The organism is Parabacteroides sp. AM17-47, from assembly GCF_003434625.1.
Lineage (GTDB): Bacteria > Bacteroidota > Bacteroidia > Bacteroidales > Tannerellaceae > Parabacteroides > Parabacteroides distasonis.
On sequence record NZ_QTLI01000014.1, the window covers coordinates 1 to 18,909 of the forward strand.

At 41.2% G+C, this 18,909-nt stretch carries 11 protein-coding genes; 2 read left to right on the forward strand and 9 right to left on the reverse strand.

Annotated elements, in window-relative coordinates:
* A partial coding sequence (locus tag DW205_RS22535) for a hypothetical protein (protein WP_233523152.1) occupies positions 1-199 on the forward strand: 199 nt, incomplete at its 5' end.
* Between the two features lie 174 nt (positions 200-373).
* A complete protein-coding gene (locus tag DW205_RS12335) occupies positions 374-2,434 on the forward strand; it encodes an alpha-L-fucosidase (protein ID WP_005864201.1) in 2,061 nt (686 codons plus the stop codon).
* A gap of 85 nt (positions 2,435-2,519) precedes the next feature.
* Here DW205_RS12335 and DW205_RS12340 read toward each other — a convergent pair whose 3' ends face one another.
* The 9 genes from DW205_RS12340 to DW205_RS12380 form a co-directional block, all read right to left on the reverse strand.
* Positions 2,520-5,351: an ATP-binding protein gene (locus DW205_RS12340; RefSeq protein ID WP_005864200.1), complete on the reverse strand. Its 2,832-nt coding sequence runs from the start codon at positions 5,349-5,351 to the stop codon at positions 2,520-2,522.
* Between the two features lie 271 nt (positions 5,352-5,622).
* Positions 5,623-6,597, reverse strand: a complete 975-nt coding sequence (locus tag DW205_RS12345; RefSeq protein WP_005864198.1) for a sugar phosphate isomerase/epimerase — start codon at positions 6,595-6,597, stop codon at positions 5,623-5,625.
* Positions 6,598-6,614: 17 nt separating this feature from the next.
* On the reverse strand, positions 6,615-8,294 hold the full coding sequence (locus DW205_RS12350) for a carboxylesterase/lipase family protein (RefSeq protein WP_005864196.1): 1,680 nt from the start codon (positions 8,292-8,294) through the stop codon (positions 6,615-6,617).
* A 6-nt stretch (positions 8,295-8,300) separates the two neighbouring features.
* Positions 8,301-10,139, reverse strand: coding sequence for a glycoside hydrolase family 13 protein (locus DW205_RS12355; protein ID WP_005864194.1), 1,839 nt, complete (start codon positions 10,137-10,139; stop codon positions 8,301-8,303).
* Between the two features lie 68 nt (positions 10,140-10,207).
* Positions 10,208-11,593, reverse strand: coding sequence for a RagB/SusD family nutrient uptake outer membrane protein (locus DW205_RS12360; protein ID WP_005864192.1), 1,386 nt, complete (start codon positions 11,591-11,593; stop codon positions 10,208-10,210).
* Between the two features lie 12 nt (positions 11,594-11,605).
* Positions 11,606-14,674, reverse strand: coding sequence for a TonB-dependent receptor (locus tag DW205_RS12365; protein ID WP_005864190.1), 3,069 nt, complete (start codon positions 14,672-14,674; stop codon positions 11,606-11,608).
* Positions 14,675-14,692: 18 nt separating this feature from the next.
* Positions 14,693-16,534 (reverse strand): glycoside hydrolase family 13 protein, encoded by a 1,842-nt coding sequence (locus tag DW205_RS12370; RefSeq protein ID WP_005864189.1) that lies wholly within the window; start codon positions 16,532-16,534, stop codon positions 14,693-14,695.
* Between the two features lie 8 nt (positions 16,535-16,542).
* Positions 16,543-17,886: a Gfo/Idh/MocA family oxidoreductase gene (locus DW205_RS12375; RefSeq protein WP_005864188.1), complete on the reverse strand. Its 1,344-nt coding sequence runs from the start codon at positions 17,884-17,886 to the stop codon at positions 16,543-16,545.
* Between the two features lie 31 nt (positions 17,887-17,917).
* Positions 17,918-18,685 carry a DUF1080 domain-containing protein gene (locus DW205_RS12380; RefSeq protein ID WP_005864187.1) on the reverse strand — a complete coding sequence of 256 codons (768 nt, stop codon included), beginning with the start codon at positions 18,683-18,685 and terminating at the stop codon, positions 17,918-17,920.
* Positions 18,686-18,909: the final 224 nt, after the last annotated feature.

Genomic DNA, 18,909 nt, shown 5'->3' on the forward strand with positions numbered 1-18,909 from the left:
TTTGCAAGTTTTTTACGGCAACGGATATCGGGTACATTATAATATAGGATACGCAAAAATACCGACTGCTCACGGAAACGATATAGCCGGTACCCTTGCCATCATAGCGGCAATACTGTGCCACTACGATGGCACGGCCCTGCCACACGGATGGCACAGCGTTGCCACTGTGATGGCACGACCGTGCCAAAGGCGATAAATAAACTGGCACTGCAAACAATTGATAAACAAACATATGCTAGCATGAAAATTTCCCCAGAGGAGACATCTAAAAGACAGGGGACTTTATCTTTTATCTAGATATCTAAAAACAGAATAAAAATCTGCCGTTTTTTTTCATATATTTGAGGTCTCATCTAAATATAAACAAATAATGAAGCACTTGAGTTCCTCTATTTTATTGGGGCTTGGGTTGTTTTCCTTCTTCTCCTGTAAAGAAGCGACAGCGCCCGCCCCTATCCTGCCCGTTCCCACGCCGGCACAAGTTGAATGGCATAAGATGGAAACATACGCCTTTGTCCATTTCGGATTAAATACGTTCAATGATCTGGAATGGGGTTACGGAAATACTCCCGCCTCCACATTCAATCCAACGGATCTGGATTGCGATCAATGGGCGCAAACAATCAAAGCCGCCGGATTGAAAGGCGTAATCTTAACCACCAAGCATCACGACGGTTTCTGTCTATGGCCTACCGCCACAACCGAATATAGCGTAAAGAATTCTCCTTGGAAAGATGGCAAAGGGGATATGGTAAAAGAACTATCCGACGCTTGTAAGAAACACGGGCTGAAATTCGGTGTCTATCTCTCCCCTTGGGACAGAAACAGTGAGAATTACGGACAACCGGGATATGTAGAGAAATTCCATGCCCAATTACATGAATTAGTCTCCAACTATGGCCCGTTGTTCGAATACTGGTTTGATGGGGCAAACGGTGGCAATGGCTGGTATGGCGGCACGAATGAAACCCGTGCTATAGACGCCAAGACCTATTATCAATATGAGCGGGCACGAGACACGATCAAGGCGCACCACCCGGACATCATGGTTTTCGGAGGGACAGTACCCGATATCCGCTGGATCGGTAACGAGGAAGGTTGGGCCGGTGATACCCAATGGAGCATCTTCGCCCCGGAACCCTCCATGCCTACTTTCCAACAGAGTGTATGGGGAGATGAGAACGGACCGATGTGGCTAGGTGGAGAATGCGATGTATCTATCCGTCCGGGATGGTTCTATCACTCCCGGGAAGATCACCAAGTCAAATCTCTGGCAAAATTAGTCGATCTTTATTACCGAAGCGTCGGGCATAACGCCAATTTTCTATTGAACTTCCCCGTAGCGTTGAACGGAAAAATAAGTCCGGTAGACTCCGCCCGTGCCGTACAATGGTATCAAACCATCCAAAATGACTTTAAGGAGAATCTTTTGAAAGGATGTTACGTACAAGCGAGCAATAAAAGAGGACGTAATTTTAGTCCCAATAAGGCAGTAGATGGGGATTGGGATACCTATTGGGCTACGGACGATGGAGTAACCAGTGGTTCATTGACTTTCACGTTAACCCATCCTACCGATGTAAACCGCTTGGTAATACAAGAATATATCCCATTAGGACAACGAGTACGCTCGTTCAATATCGAACTCGAGCAAGGGGGTAAATGGATTCCGGCACAGACTGTGGATTCTACGACAACTGTCGGCTATAAACGAATTGTCCGTTTCCAGACCGAGAAAGCGGAGAAGATACGCATCAACTTCACGGACGCCCGCGGGCCGCTTTGTATCAATAACGTGGAGGCATACCTTGCCCCCGCCTTGGTGACCGAGCCAACGATTGCCCGTAATATCAATGACGAGGTAACCATACAGGCCGGGGATAAAGGCTCCGAGGTTCATTATACCACCGACGGTTCAGATCCAACCAAGGACTCACCGCTTTATCAGGCGCCATTCGCTTTCGCTCAAAAAGGAACTGTCAAGGCGATTGCCTATGATCCGACTTTCGATACAGTCAGTCCGGTTTCCGCGCAAACGTTCGATATTCCTGCTTGTGATTACACGATCGTATCACCGAAAGATGAGAAAACCAGCCTGATCCTAGACGGAAACGGCTACACAACCTACTATTTGCCACAAGGGAAACAAGAGTTAGTCGTACAATTAGCGAAAGAAATGCCTATATCCGGATTCCGCTACACCCCGAACCAAGGACGTGACGCAAGCGGTCATATCTCCAACTATCAATTATATATTAATGGAAAGAAGGTGGCCGAAGGCGAATTCTCCAATATCAAGGCTAACCCGATCGAGCAAGTCGTACATTTCCCGATAACGAAAGGTAACCAAATCCGTTTGGTCGCAACCCGTATCGTAGATAATAAAAAGCAAGCGGGTATCGGTGAATTCTCGGTAATTACGGAAAAATAAAGAATATCTAATAAAAGCAGAAGGGACCGCCTCGAAAGTTTAATTTCCAGAGGCGGCCCCTTTTAATTATTTATCAATCTTTTATTTATCCTTGAAGGTACCGGTTCATTTGCTTATACACGGCACGTATATTTAATGGTTTAGATATATGAGCGTTCATACCGGCCTCCCTACTTTTCTGCACATCCTCAGCGAAGGCGTTGGCTGTCATAGCGAAGATAGGAACCTTTTGAGCATCAGAACGCCCTAATGCCCGGATACATCGGGTAGCCTCATAGCCATCCATATGAGGCATCTGCACATCCATCAATATCAAATCATAATATCCTTCGGCAGATTCCTTAAACATCTCTACGGCCTGTACCCCGTCCTCAGCACTCTCCACCGACGCACCGGTAACTCCGATCAATTCCTCCGCTATCTCCCGGTTAAGCTCATTGTCCTCAACCAATAAGATCCGTTTACCTTTGAAGTCATAATCAACAGCATAACAATCCTTCGCAAGGTCATTCCTCCCATTAATATCGGAAAAACGAGTGGGCTTACCCGATTCCTTTATTTTGCCGAAAGGCAGATCAACGGTGAATGTACTGCCACTCCCCTGCACGCTCGTCACATGTATGCCACCACCCATCAACCCTGTGAAACGCTTAACGATAGAAAGCCCTAATCCTGTACCTCCATATTTATAAGTAACATCCACATTTTCCTGTTCGAACGATTCGAAGATTTTATCATAGTTCTCCTCGGCTATACCACATCCCGTATCGATTACCTCGAAACGAAGGTAAACATTCTCTTGATCCTCACCTGTTTTAGATACCCGAAGTTTAATCATTCCCTTGGCCGGCGTAAATTTCAGCGCATTCGATAACAGGTTGGAGAGAACTTGATTCAAGCGCAAGGAGTCTCCTATAATCTGTACTTCCAGATCACTAGCCAATATCGTCTCATAGCTGATCCCTTTACTCTTGGCCTGCTCGCCATACAGATTTTCAAAGTCCTGCAAGAATGCCCGGAAATTAAAGCTCTCATGTCGAAGTTCCACTTTTCCGCTTTCTATCTTCGACATATCCAGCACGTCGTTAATGAGAGCGAGAAGATGCTTGGAAGACATGATTACTTTCTCAAGACAATCCTTTATCTTATCGGTATTATCTATGTTTTGCATAGCGATAGTACTCATACCTACAATTCCGTTCATCGGCGTACGGATCTCATGACTCATCCGGGAAAGAAACTCGCTCTTCGCCAAGTTAGCCGCCTCAGCCCGTTTCAGGTTGCCCTGTATCACGGTCGCTTTCATCCGGGCCCCTATAGCCAGCAGTAATGCCGTAAATAGCACCGACAGGACAAACATCACGATAAACATAAATTGTAAGGGATTCGCATATATAAAGTCCGTAAGAGAGAATTCATTCACGCCGATAGATTCCAGATTCCGATTGCGTATAACAGTCCTCTCGGACTCAGAAAGATTATTGATCGCCTTGTTGAGTACGGTTAATAAATCCGGGTCAACCGGGGTAGGTAACGCAAAACTTATCGCACTCTGATCATTGACCAATGTCACAGGAGCAAGATTGGTGAAATGATAACGCAAAATATCCTGTTCCATTTTAGAGGACAATCCATAGATAAAATCAACCTCTCCGCTATTGACAGCGGCTAATGCCTCCTTAATGCCCGGATAGGACCGAATCTTCTCCGCAGATATGCCACTTGGAAATCGCTGACTTTCCACCAAAGCACCAACCAAACCCGGAGCGGGATAACTACAGGCTTTATTGCGTACTATGATATTGTTCGCACTCACATAAGAGGCTGAAAGCGCAAGCCCTAGCTGGGCCGCATCGTTCTCATCTCCCAAGAAAAAGCCTAAGATATCAGCTTTCCCTCGTTGTACCAGATGGACCGCATCACTATAATTCTTCGCATACACATACGAAAAATCCAAACCGGTAAAGTCCTTGATCTTATCCAATACATCCACCATGATACCGACATGGTTCTTCTGGGAGGTTTCTTTACAATAAAAGGGATACCAATTCTCCGGAACGGCTACCGTGATCGTTTTCCTTTTCTTGACATATTCCAAGTCCCGGTCACTAAATTGGACATTTACAAGTCGGGCAGGGAAGTTAGCGGCATAACGCTCTGCCGCGAAATTTGGATTGGCATCCAAGATCCGTTCCAAAGCCATATTCAAACCATCCAATACTTCCTTATTACTCGGATTGGTTACGATATAATAGGGTTGAGAATTATATGTAGCGATCACCCGTACAGAATCGTGATTGTAAATAATGCCACTCAACAGCAAGTCTATCTCTCCATTCATTAAATAAAAATATAATCCCTCGTCGTTCTTCTGCATATCTTTCAAGCTGTAATATTGGAACTTACAGTCTAATCCGTTGATAGCCAAAAACTCCTTGAGGCGGCGAATATTTTCTTTCGCATTCTCATATACACCGATGGTTTTCCCGTTCATACTCTCCAAATTATAGCTATGGATAGTACGATCGTCAGAACGAGCAAGCAACAAAGAACGGCTATATCCCATATTGTAATCCGGATAAGCATAATATTCCTCTAAACCGGGTATATAATAGTTTCCACCCATCAATTCATACTGACCTGCGATAAATTCATTCAACACGGTTTGCCTATTCGTATCAATGTACTCGTATTCCCAACCGGTATATTTGGCAATCTCATTGAGATAGTCCACGAGCATACCATGATGACTACCGTCCTCCGCCGTCCAACTCATGCCTACCACCTGCGGAAAGGCAACCCGGAGCACACGTTTTTCACTTGTCCGTGCTAACGCAGACAAATGAAACGCCAGCATTATAAATACTAACAAACTTATAGTTATACCATGACCCACATATCTCAGAAGTAAGTTCATTATAATGTATATCTTTTATTATCGGCTTTCCCGATGATAACAACCCCTAGACCTCTCCGCAAAACAACGGTTTATTTAGGATAATGCCTATTCATTCTGGTGAACAAAGCTTTTGCGTACCCCAAAACAGAGTACGCAAATATACTACATTTTATATCACAGCGGATTATAAAATAATTGATTTTTAAGAGAAGATACTATAAAAACAGAAGGGACCGCCTCGAAGGTAAAACACCTCGAGGCAGTCCCTTTCCTAAATCCCAACAAACTTTTATCCCATCGAACTATTGATTACCTGTGTGGTTTTCTCAAAACTCTTCCTTAAGACCTCCTTTACATCCATGGTTTCCCAATATCCCTTATTAAAAAGCTCTACGGATAACCCACCCCGGAAACCGGAGTCGTATAGCAAAGGAAGTACCTTATTAAACGGGCAAATACCATCTCCCGGAAACACCCGATCCGAATCTCTCAACTCCGTACGAGGAGGCAACTCCGGATAATCGTTGATATGAAAAACCGGAAGGATCTTCCCATTTATCAAGCGTAAACTATCAAAACTATTTCCTCCTCTGTACAAATGGTAGAAATCCAATAAGACGGAAGCCAGCGAATGCCCGGAGGCGATCGCTATCGCCATGGTATCCGATAATTGATTCAGAACCCCGGCCCCCCATAGTTCCAATATCGGAGTGACACCCATCTCATCCCCTAAATCCAGTATCGCCCGATAGCGTTCGGAATACTCCGGCAACCGTGTACGATCCAATTGAGTAACTCCTTGAGCAGGAGCGGCGATAAATTTACCGCCCAATCCCGCTACCATCTCCATATCATGCCGCATTTGGTTTAGCCCTTCCTTCCGTTTCGAAGGATCATCGGCAAACCACGAGGCAAAACCGATCATATTCTCCAATAAAAGTCCGGAGCCTTCCAGCTGACGCCTGAGTGTCTCATAAGTTCCCCCTTGCTTTACGAACGCATCCACATCACGGGTCCATAACTCAATTCCCTCAAAACCAGCCTCGGCACATAAATCAATCTGTTTTTGAACAGGAAGTTTATAACCCGCTATCGTAGAGACATTGAGACAGACACGGAAAGGACGTTTCGAAGAGGATGCTTCGGGTGATGGCTCCTCCTTTTTCTTCGGAGCACAAGAAGCCAAGCCTGCGAACGTACTGCCCAAAACCGCCAGACCGGTGGCCCGAAGCATATTACGTCTTGAAATCTTTTTCTCAAGCATAACACTCTCGTTTTAAATTAAACCTCCAAAGATTTACGGGCCTCCCGGTCCGGATCATTCCGAGCCCCACACGTATTATTCAAGATCATCACCTCTCCATTTTCTTCCGTGTATTTCGGCCAAACGGGTAACTCTCCTCCGTTCGGATCTCCTGTCCGCATGAAATTCAACAAAGCGCCAGACATCTTATCTGACAACGCACGAGGTACCTTACCTCCACCCGTATGAGTAAACATCCGATCCGTATTTTTAAACCAGAAACAGATATCCGAGCAATGGAACGCACGCATACGGTTATTAAACAAGGGCGGACACCAGCCAAACCAAGCTACATACACAGGCTGGCCTTGCTTTAATTTTGCGTTAGCCGCCTCAACCACTCGTTGACGGGAAGACAAAATCATCGCCCAAAGCTCCATCGGAGTCTTATCCGGGAAATTCTTGGCGAAAGCCTTCACGATCGATTCCGCTTTATCACCATATTGACTTCTCAGTTTCTCGATCACACCGTCTTGAGTGATTTTTTCCAAGGCCGCATCCGCCCTGTTCGGGTTCCATTCATGGAAAGTCGTACAGAATATCATCGGGACGACAGGAGACTCCAAATGGCTCTCACCGGAGTAGAATACACCGGCCGGAATATTCCGGTCATCAGCAACAGGGCCAAAAGTCCGTCTCATGCTAATCCCTTGATCTTCCCAGCACTTTTTACAAGCCCTATCCGCTATATCCAAATATTCCCGCCAAGGTATTCTTTGCAATTTATCCAGTTGGGAAGCGGTCAGCCCCGCTTCTCTCAAAATATATTCTCCCACCTTCCGGGTCATCACCTGATCGGAAGCTCCTACCGTAGATCCACTTAAAGCCACGGCTCTATGGATCAAACCTTTTGCCGCCGGCATAGCGGCTACCGTACAGACCTTAGAACCTCCTCCGGATTGTCCCATAACCGTTACGTTCCCGGGATCTCCACCGAAATTGGCGATATTATCATGTACCCATCGCAAGGCGGCAATAATATCTAACATCCCCACGTTTCCGGAATCCTTATACGCTTCTCCACCAACACCAGATAAGTCAGAGAAGCCAATCGGCCCCAACCGATGATTAATGGAACAGAATACGATATCTCCTTCCCGGCTTATATTCTCTCCATGATATCCATCCTGCTCGATCCCACTACCATTTGTAAAACCGCCGCCATGCAGCCACACCAATACGGGACGTCTCTTTCCATCTGCGATACCCGGTGTCCATACATTTAAATATAAGCAATCCTCACTCACATCCCAGTAGTTCCAATGATCAGCAAAAGTTCCGTAATTATTGGGCCACCGGTTCTCCATACGTTGCGGCGCCGTATTCCCATAAAAAACCGCCGGTCTCACATCTGTCCACGGCTCTGGTTTTTGGGGAGGCATAAAACGATTTTTTCCCGACGTATCAGCCCCATAAGGAACTCCCAAGAACGTATATACATGATTCAGCAGATATCCCTGCACCTTCCCATACTCTGTCTGGGCGATGGCGATATCGTCACCGATAAATAGGAATTGATCGTCATCACTCACTTTCCCTCTTTTATCACGGGAATCCCCAGAAGGGGCACAAGAAGAAGTCGATATCAAACTTCCCATACTCAACGAGGCTGTGCCCAATCCTAAGTTTCTTACGAATTGTCGTCTGTTTATTTTCATAATCTCTTAATTCATCTCAACGACCAATACCTCTTTAGATGCCAGCTTCAAGCTGTCCTTAAATAAGATCGTTCGTTTCGTTATTATATCCTTTCCTTCTATTCCCTCTTTTAAAGATTCCTTATAACGGGCAAGTGGAAGATCAACTTCATGATTAGCTCCATTAATAATGACCATGACACTTTTACCCTCTAGATAACGCTCATATACATACACTCCTAATTGTGGCATATAATGTTTCATATTACCTTCGGAAATGATCTTATTGCCCTTCCTCCACTTCAATAAAGTCTGTAAATAATCCCAAGCCTTATTCTGTAGGTCGGAACGTCCTTCCCTCGTAAACCAATTCTGAGAATCTCCAGGCCACCCTCCTGGAACATCTAAACGTATATTCCCATCCCCACCCGGGCGACTTTTCGTCCCAGACATTAACAATTCATGTCCATAATATAATTGAGGAGTGCCAGGGATTGTTAATAAAAAGGCAACCCCTTGTTTATAACCATCTAAGTCTTTAGGCTCCGAACGTAAAAACCTATCAGTATCGTGATTATCTAAAAAACGCAAAACATTTTTAATATCTGGATACACGAAATCATAACACAAATGATCATAGATTTTATCTAATCGCCCTTCCGGTGAAGACTTGTCATTAAAGATATCACTTGCAATACTCATCAGAGTAAAATCCATCACAGACTTCAGTTCCGTATCTTTTCCAAAATTAAGTTTACACCCTTTTTGCCACCAAGCCGTACCAATCGTATAATTAGTCCAAATCTCACCAACTATATTAAACTGAGGATATTCATTCATGATTTGGATATTCCACTCACGCATCATATCAAAATCGGAATATGGATATGTATCTTGCCTAATCGCATCAATCCGAGCATACTCAATCCACCATATAGAATTCTGAATAAGATATTTACCAACATGAGGATTTGCTTGATTCAAATCTATTCCAAATCCTGCATATTTCATTACTTCAGAATCATAAGTTGATGCATAATTGTCATAGAAAATAGCCTTAGCATGATTCCCCCTTTTAGAAGGACTTACATTAAACCAATCCTTAGATGGCACATCTAGCACCCAAGGATGATTTGCTCCAATATGATTAAAAATCATATCCATAACAACCCGTAATCCCTTTTGATGCGCTTTATTTATCAATCGAAGGTAATCTTCATTTGATCCTAGACGCCTATCCACATGAAACATATCCGTTGAGAAATAGCCATGATAAGAACCTCCTTTCCCATCATTCTCCAACACGGGATTTAACCATATAGCTGTTACCCCAAGGTCCACAAAATAATCCAAATGATCTTCGATCCCCTTCAAATCACCTCCATGTCGAGCCCCAGGCTTACTACGATCCATCACATATTCCGTTGACATAGAAATCTGATCATTCGATTGGTCACCATTAGCAAAACGGTCCGGCATAATTAAATACAACACATCCGAAGAATCATATCCTTGTATATCATCTGTACTCTCCTTGCGCTCTTTCAGCTCGTAAGCATATACGAACTTCTTTTCCCCATTCACAAAAGTTATATCAAATGTTCCAGAATGAGCTTGTGATAAATCTAAATATAATATTAAATAATTGGGACTATCTACCGTTACACAACTTTTTAAATAAACACCAGGTTCATTTATAACAGGATGATATTCAGAAATATGATCCCCATATACCATCAACTGTAATTCTGGATTTCTCATTCCTGCCCACCAAAACAACGGCTCTACCTTATTTATCGTTTGAGCAGCCACTGTCCCAAGTACAAATAACAGAAATGAAGTAAATATTATTATTTTTCTAATCATAGCTATAATTATTTAGATGTAAAAGCAAATAAAGGGTGAGCCAAACTCACCCTTTTTAAACAGCCAAGTTAATTCATATTAACATCAGGATTACCATTCTGCTCAACATCCGGAATCTGAAACATCACTTTATGAGAATCCCAAGCTTCACCACGAACCGACTGTTTGATACGCTTCAATTCAAATAATCTCTCACCTTGTAAAGCTATTTCCAAACGACGTTCCTTCTGTACTGCTTTAATAAAAGAAGCCCTATCCGTAGTTGTAGTATTAGCTTTGCCATAAGCCCTTTTTTCTATTTTTTGCAAAGCATTCAAAGCTTGATTCATATTTCCATTCGATTTAGCTAAAGACTCGGCATAAAGTAGTAACAACTCATTATATCCAATAATAATACCATCCATATACTCATAATCAAACTTCAGAGTATACCATGAACCGTCTATATTTTTAAAAAACGTTTTAAAACGATTATCATTTTGTTGGTCATAAGCAGCAATCAACTCATTAGACGGCCTGCTTGTGGGTAAAGCCAATCCATTCGTACGATAATCTCTTAAACCACCCCAAGAATCCTCAATCAATGACGCAGAAGGTATCATCGCTACAATTTCTTGCGTAACAGTCTTTTTTTCCGCTCTACCGAATTTAGCAGTCAAATCCTCATCAAGATCATACTTCTGAGTATTAATAACTTGTTCCGCATATTTAGCCGCATTCCCAAAATCATGTTTATAAAAATAGACTTTTGCCAATAACGCTTTTGCGCCATCAACGGTCGCTCTACCAGACTCTACTTTATTCTCTCCAGGTAAGTTTTCGATCGCATATTCCAAATCTGAGATTATTTGAGAATAAACCTCAGAGACCGTTGAACGTTGTACGACCTCAAATGCAGTAGCACGATCCATCACCCCCCTTAAACGAAGGGGAACTCCCATCTCTGCGATATCCTTAGTCTCCTCTGCATAAGGAAGGCCAAAGGCTCTTACTAAATGAAAATATCCTAATGCACGAATAAAAGATGCCTCAGCCTTAAATTGAGCTTCTTTCTGAGGATCACTCGCCAAGATACTTTCCCCTAAATCGCTAAACGCAACTTGATTCGCCATATTTATGGCATTATATGTTGCGGTCCAGGTATCACGTCCAACCGCATTTACCAAATTCATTGTATGAGCACTCATCTGAACCCATTCAAAAGTAGCCACATCTGCCACACCATCATCTGCGATCACATCAAAACCACGCAACGTCCGGCCTCCCCAAAAGCCCGAAGAACGTATTCCATTATAAGCACCCAACAATAAATTCTCCAAATCATCTACCGTCTTAATACGATCATCTGTCAGTTCTAAACTATCTGGTTTTATTTGTAGAAATCCCATGTCATCACATGCCGTATAGACTAATTGGGTACTGAGTAATATTACTGCTATATATTTTACTTTCATAATCTTATTCATTTAAAAGTTAACACTTAATCCGATAGTATATGTACGAGCTTGAGGAGGTGTTAAATAAGTCACATTCAAACTCAAATTCCTCTTCTGAGCTGAATCGACATCACGCATAATCTCAGGCTCACCACTATATTTATTATAGTATTCACTAAATAAAGTCAATAAATTAGTTGCTTGAGCATATAATCGAATATCCCTTATATTAAACTTCTTGATTCTAATACCTTTGAAAGTATAACCCACATTTACATTTTTTAAACGTAAGAATCCCGCATCATGTAGATATTCAGTTGTATTTCTCGCCAGTTCAATGCCACTTTTTCCTAAACTTACCCGAGGTACATCTGTCACATCACCAGGTTTCTGCCATCTATCAAGAACATTACTTTTCAGATTCCAAGTGCCAACATTATTCATCTGAAATTTCTCACCATCGTCATAAATATTGCCGCCTATTTGGAATGTAAACATAAAACCGAAATCCCAGTTCTTATATGTAAACGTATTATTCAAACCTCCTACAAAATCGGAATAAGGATGGCCTACAGGCTGACGATCTCTATCCGCATTATATTCTTTAGTTTCACCAACCGGTTTCTTATTCTCATCAAGCATTTCATAAACAGGCATACCATCCTGAGGATCAACACGTAGAACCTTAACCAAATAGTTTACGCCAATAGGCTGTCCTACTAACACACGTGTATCACCTTCTCCACTTAATGCGTCTGGTCCTGCATTACCAACATCCAAAACCTTATTCTTATTATAGCTGATATTAAAATCAGTAGTCCATGTAAAATCTCTATTTGTAATATTCACGGATTTAATATTAAACTCCACACCCGTATTTCTGACTTTTCCGATATTTGCCAAGAATGCCGTATATCCCACAGATGCTGGAACACTTACATTCAAAAATAGATCTTTGGAATTCTTATTATAAAATCCGATTTCACCTGAAATCCGATTTTTTAAGAAACCATACTCCAAACCTACATCAAAAGTAGAGGTTGTTTCCCACTTCAAATCTGGGTTTTTCAAAGAATTGATATACCAATAATTATCCCCTACATACAATTGATTCGTATTCACGCTAACTGCCCCCCATTGCGCATAGTTAGGGATTTCCGCATTACCAGTAATACCAAAACCTGTTTTCAATTTCAACAAGCTTACAACCTCGTTATCTTTTAAAAAGTCCTCTTCCGTGATCATCCAACCAATAGAAGCCGCAGGGAAATTACCAAATTTATTATTCTCCCCAAATCGTGACGAACCATCTCTACGGAAAGTACCAGTGAACATATAACGGTCTTTAAATGTATAATTTATACGTCCGAAAAAGGATATAAATGAGAAATCTTGATTAGGATAGCTCGTAAAAGTCTTATTCGTTTCATCATAAGCCGGATTATTAAATAACCAATCTTCTTTTCCTTGCTCAAATACGACATTCGTATAATTCGATACTCGTGTAGATTTCAATGCTTCTGTTCCCAACAAGAAATGAAAACGATGTTTTTCATTAATCGACAAGCTATAATTCAAGAGTGCTTTCGCATTCCAATTTGTCTCATAACGATTTGTCACATTACTATTCGGTTTTGTTGATAATTCTTTCGTTCGTAAATAATTAGACTCATTATCTCGATAATCTATATTACCTTCTAGCCGCAATGACAATCCTTTGATTATCTGTAAGTCAGCATATAAACTTGCCATTGTACGTTGGGTAAATATTCTACGTCTTTTCTCATTTGCCTCCGTCACCGGATTTGTTGATTTAGGAAAAACATAATAACTACCATCCGAATTATAGGCTGGGAAATAAGGCAAAGCCGTACTTATGGCACGTCCCCAACCACCATCCCAACTTGAAGGAGTGGGTCGATGATCCGTGTGAGAGAAACTAAAATTTCCACCTATTTTTAAAATGTTTATAGGCTTATAATCAATATTAAGGCGTACGCTCGTCCTTCCGAAATGATCATTCACCAAATATGAATTCTCTTCTACATTAGAAACCCCTAAATAAGTCTGTATTTTCTTATTACCCCACGATACCGATAAATCATTGTAGGTAGAAATTCCTGTTCTCGTAATAAGATCTTGCCAATCCGTATTATTTAATAAAGCTTGTTCTTCTGAATAACCACCGGGATATGATGATACAGTAGAAGGATCTGTCGCACCAGAGGGATTAAACTTATAATCATTTTCCAATGCTTCTTTATAAATATCCAGATAATCTTTAGTTTCCAACATATCAACTTTCCTATTAGTTGTTGAAAATGCAACTTTAGAACTAAAATTTATTTGAGGTTTTCCTGATTTACCACGTTTAGTTGTTATTAAGACAACACCGTTCGCACCTCTGGATCCATAAATAGCCGTTGCCGAGGCATCTTTCAATATATCAATACTTTCAATATCATTCGCATTTATAGATGACATTGGATTATCTTGTGCTGCACCCACTCGATCTCCGGCATTTTGCATGATGGGTATTCCATCAACAACAATCAATGGATCACCTCCAGCGGTAATAGAAGCGATACCTCTCACTCGAATGGCTGCACCAGAGCCAGCCAAACCCGATGTTTGGGTTACTTGTACACCAGCGGCACGCCCTTGTAAAGCGGCATCGAAAGAGCTTGTTGGAACAGACATTAGTTCCTCACTTCCAACTTTAGCGATCGATCCTGTCACATCTCTCTTATTCTGAACTCCATAGCCAACAACGACCACTTCATCTAATGTCTCCACATCTTCCGATAGACGAACATTAATATGAGTCTGATTTCCGACCTTTATCTCTTGGGAACGATAACCAATATAAGAATACACTAAAATGGCATCTCTATTAGGTACCTCAATTGAATAATTTCCATCCATATCGGAAGTAGTACCCGCAGTGGTACCTTTAATCTGTATGGTGATAAAAGATAAAGGCTCTCCTGTCTCCGCATCAGAAGCAGTTCCTGTGATCTTGATTTGCGCAAACGCTGTCAATGAAAACAAAGAAAGCATAAAGCACATAATAAATTCACTAATACTTTTACATCTCATGACATATTAAATTTAAAGTTAGACAAGTTCTAAAATATAAACACCACGAGCCGGAATATGAACCGCCGTGTCTATCGCAACGATCGTATCTGTTATAATATCTTTCCCAGATCTATAATCTTTTACGACTTCATGAAAACGATTCATATCTAATGTCTGGTTTTGATCTGTTCCATTCATTAAAACAAGTACCGTTTTATTATCCTTTACCCTAGCATATACGTAACAACCCGATTTATCAGGAGTATAATGAATCAACTTACCTTCTTTAACAGCATCACATCGCTGTCTCCAATTCAATAATTTTCTCATATAATCCCAAGCTTGATTCTGCAAATCCGTACGTCCCTCAGGAGTGAAAGCATCTTTTGGATCTCCTGCCCAACCTCCGGGAAAATCAGTGCGGATAATACCATCTCCTTCTGCTTTTGTCCCAGACATTAAAATCTCTGTCCCATAATAAATCTGAGGAATCCCTCGAGTTGTTAATAAAAAAGCAATAGCCTGTTTATACCTTCTTAAATCAGATTCTCCTTTCTGCATAAAGCGTCCTAAATCATGATTATCCAAAAAGACTAGTACATTATTAGGATCCGGGAATAAAAAATCCTGTGCGATAACTTCATAAATTTTAAATAACCCTGCTTCGAATCCTTCACGGCTAGAACATGCATCTCCAAACGCTTTTTGGCAAGTAAAGGTCAAATCAAAATCCATCACTGTCTTTAAGTTACTATTAGATTCATTCATTTTAGAATCTCTTTGCCACCAAGCCGAAGCAGTCCCTCTTGGATACCAAGCTTCTCCCACAATATTGAAATCCGGATATTCATTTTCCACCTCCTTACACCAAGTTGCCATAAAATCATAATCTGCATATGGATGTGTATCTTGACGGATACCATCAATCCGTGAGTATTCAATCCACCAAATGCTATTTTGAATCAAATATCGGGCTAAGTGCCTATTTTTCTGATTTAAATCTGGCATACCTCTACCAAACCAACCATTTACCAAGATCTCTCTCTCCGACTGAGGAGCGTGAACATCCATAAGAGTCCATTTAAAATGATTTGTTTGAACAAAGTTGTCTTGATTATTCAGCCAATCCGAGGAAGGAAAATCTTTTAACCACCAATGAGAGCTTCCGCAATGATTAAAAATCATATCCATCACGACTTTCATTCCTTTTTCGTGGGCCTTATCTATCAATTCACAATATTCTTCATTCGTTCCAAAACGAGGATCTACCTGATAAAAATCAGTAATAGCGTATCCGTGATAAGAACCTCCCGGCATCCTATTTTCCAATACAGGATTTAACCAAATTGTCGTAAAGCCTAAATCACGGATATAATCCAATTTATTAATAATACCACGTAAATCACCTCCATGGCGAGCTCCCCCTCTCGAACGATCTATTTTCACATCATCTAGATTGTCATTAGATGGATCCGCATTTGCAAAACGATCTGGAGTAATCAAGTACATCACATCCGCAGGTGAAAATCCAGCAGCTCCAACCTTTTTATTTCTTTCCTTTAACTCAAAGGCCCGGATTTCTTTCTCTTTCCCTTTTTGAAATATCAAATTCATTGTACCGGGAGAGGCATCTCTGGAGATATCCAAATAAAGGAACAAGTAATTAGGGTTCTCGACTCCAACAATTTCCTTGACTCTTACCCCCGGATAATCAATATAAACTTGAGAGCTTGCGATATTCTTGCCATATACCATAATCTGTAATTCCGGATTTTTCATCCCTACCCACCAGCAAGCAGGTTCTAACCGTGAAATATCAATAGCATATACAGAACTGGCGCACAACAAGCAAATGGTAAACAATAATAGTCTTTTCATAATTTCATTCATTTTATATTCGGAAATTGCCAAGGGCTTCTATATGTTTTGTTCAAGTATGCATCCGCTTTAGGATTGTCCACAAATTTCCTTGTTTGAGGATCGTATACCACACGAGTTCCTGTCCGATACGAGATATTGGCCATATGAGCCAATATTGTAGCAAAAGCCCCCTTTTCTATCGGACTATTTGTCTCAATCGATTTATTCAAAATACATTTACACCAATTAGTCGCATGAGCCTCTACTCCCCCATCTTCAAATTTACCAACCAATTGAGCTTTATCGGCCAAAAGGATACCATCACGGGTTTTCTCCGGTATCAACTCATAGCCTTCACGATTACATACCAGAGTGGCTTTACTTCCGACCCAAGCGACCCCTTGATTCCGATTATAAAGGTAAGCAACTTGTTGAGCCCATTCAATATGGAAATTCTTATATTGGAAAATACTTGTTTGGCAACTTGGAGTTTCATTAAACGATGCCGGATCTTTATATGCAATAGAAAAGACCGCATCTGGGTATTCTCTATCACATAAACCAAGTGCTTTTAACCCGTCAAAAGCAGAATCAATCCAATGCACCCCCCAATCAGTCTGTTGGCCACCACCATAATCCCAAAAACCACGCCAACCACGAAAACGGGAATTATTAAAAGGACGTTCCGGAGCCGGTCCTAACCACATATCATAGTCCAAAGTGGATGGTGCCTCTGAATCCTCAACAGAAGGACGAGGATTTGTAGATTGGCAAAGCCATAATTGTACCTTATAAACATCCCCTAGCACACCAGATTTTAATATCTCATTCGCAGCCCTGAAATAGCGTTGGCTTGTTTGCCATAATCCCGTTGTCACAACACCTTTATACTTTTTCTGAAAGTCCATCATCGCATTGCACTCAGAAATTGAATTACCAACAGGTTTCTCTACATAAATAGCTTTTCCCGCCTTCAAGGCTTCTGCAAAAATATAAGGATGCCAATGGTCGGGCGTGGCAATAATAACCCCATCAATTTCTTTATTGGCCAGTACCTCCCGAAAATCAGTATAAGCTTTTATAGAAACCGTCTGTTCTGGAAAATCTTTCTTAAAACGTGCAAGCTGCTCTTCAAGTCTGACTTTATTCACATCACACATACCGACACAATGTACCCATGGATTATCAGTCAACGCTCCTTGCAAATCTCGACATCCCATTCCAACTCCAATCACGGCAATTCTTACTTTTCCATTTATGACCTCTTCTTTCTGATAAGATCGTAAGGGTGACGAAGACAAAAGAGGAGATACTCCTAAACCTGCCGCCAGCATTGTTGTATTTTTCAAGAAATTTCTACGTGTAGTCATAAGTTATCATTCTTTAAGGTTAAACTTCTTTCTACAAATCTCTAATCCAAATATTTCGGAAAGCAACTTCTACCCCATGGTCTTGTAAACTTAAAGGCATACGGCCATGAGCTACATATTTAGGTAACCCTGTATATGGGGTATTCCCTTTCAGCACATAATTATTCTGAACAACAATCCCATTCAAGACGACTGTTATCATCGCAGGAGATTCCAACTCATCATTTGTTCCAAAACGAGGAGCTTTCCAATATATATCATAAACTTGCCATTCATTCGTCTTTGTAAAAGCATTTGCTAAAGGAGCACTTTGCTTATAAACACTACCAACCCAGCCATTTACGTAAGTAGGATTATCCTCACAATCTAGGACCTGTACCTCATAACGACTTTGTAACATAATGCCACTATTTCCTTTCATTTGTAAAGTATTATCTTTACCTGGTATCGGGGTCTTAAACTCTATGTGTAATTGGCAATCACCAAAATACTCTTTTGTACGGATAGAGCCAGAACCGGGAACTACAACCATCGTTCCATCCTTTATAGCCCATTTTGCAGATCCACCATCCTTCCCAGCAGCTTCCCATTTTGTAAGATCTTTTCCATCAAACAGGATGATTGCATCAGAAGGAGCACTTGTTCCAACTCCAGGGGTTACTTTTGGAGGTACAGGATGATACCATTCTGTACTTTCCGGTTTCCACCGCTCTTGTTGCCTTTGTTGTTGATTACCTTGTTGAGCACTTACAAAGAACGCTCCACATAAAAAACTGATTAAAACAATTACTTTCTTCATATTAACATAGTATTAATTTAACGTTACTAGTCTTATCTCATTAAAGAACTTGTCGCAAATGTATCATTGATATTGAAAAACAAACCATTCAATCATATCAAAATTGTTACTTTTCGTATCAACACACCTATAAACCAACTAGAATTAGAAGAAATTGGAATCTGAAAATCAATATTGAGACTATATGAAAAAGAATGAAACTAATTTACAAAAGCAAAAATCAA

Coding starts and splice junctions, on each gene's coding strand:
- DW205_RS12335 (WP_005864201.1), top strand. CDS start 374: ATGAAGCACTTGAGTTCCTCTATTTTATTGGGGCTTGGGTTGTTTTCC.
- DW205_RS12340 (WP_005864200.1), bottom strand. CDS start 5,351: ATGAACTTACTTCTGAGATATGTGGGTCATGGTATAACTATAAGTTTG.
- DW205_RS12345 (WP_005864198.1), bottom strand. CDS start 6,597: ATGCTTGAGAAAAAGATTTCAAGACGTAATATGCTTCGGGCCACCGGT.
- DW205_RS12350 (WP_005864196.1), bottom strand. CDS start 8,294: ATGAAAATAAACAGACGACAATTCGTAAGAAACTTAGGATTGGGCACA.
- DW205_RS12355 (WP_005864194.1), bottom strand. CDS start 10,139: ATGATTAGAAAAATAATAATATTTACTTCATTTCTGTTATTTGTACTT.
- DW205_RS12360 (WP_005864192.1), bottom strand. CDS start 11,593: ATGAAAGTAAAATATATAGCAGTAATATTACTCAGTACCCAATTAGTC.
- DW205_RS12365 (WP_005864190.1), bottom strand. CDS start 14,674: ATGAGATGTAAAAGTATTAGTGAATTTATTATGTGCTTTATGCTTTCT.
- DW205_RS12370 (WP_005864189.1), bottom strand. CDS start 16,534: ATGAAAAGACTATTATTGTTTACCATTTGCTTGTTGTGCGCCAGTTCT.
- DW205_RS12375 (WP_005864188.1), bottom strand. CDS start 17,886: ATGACTACACGTAGAAATTTCTTGAAAAATACAACAATGCTGGCGGCA.
- DW205_RS12380 (WP_005864187.1), bottom strand. CDS start 18,685: ATGAAGAAAGTAATTGTTTTAATCAGTTTTTTATGTGGAGCGTTCTTT.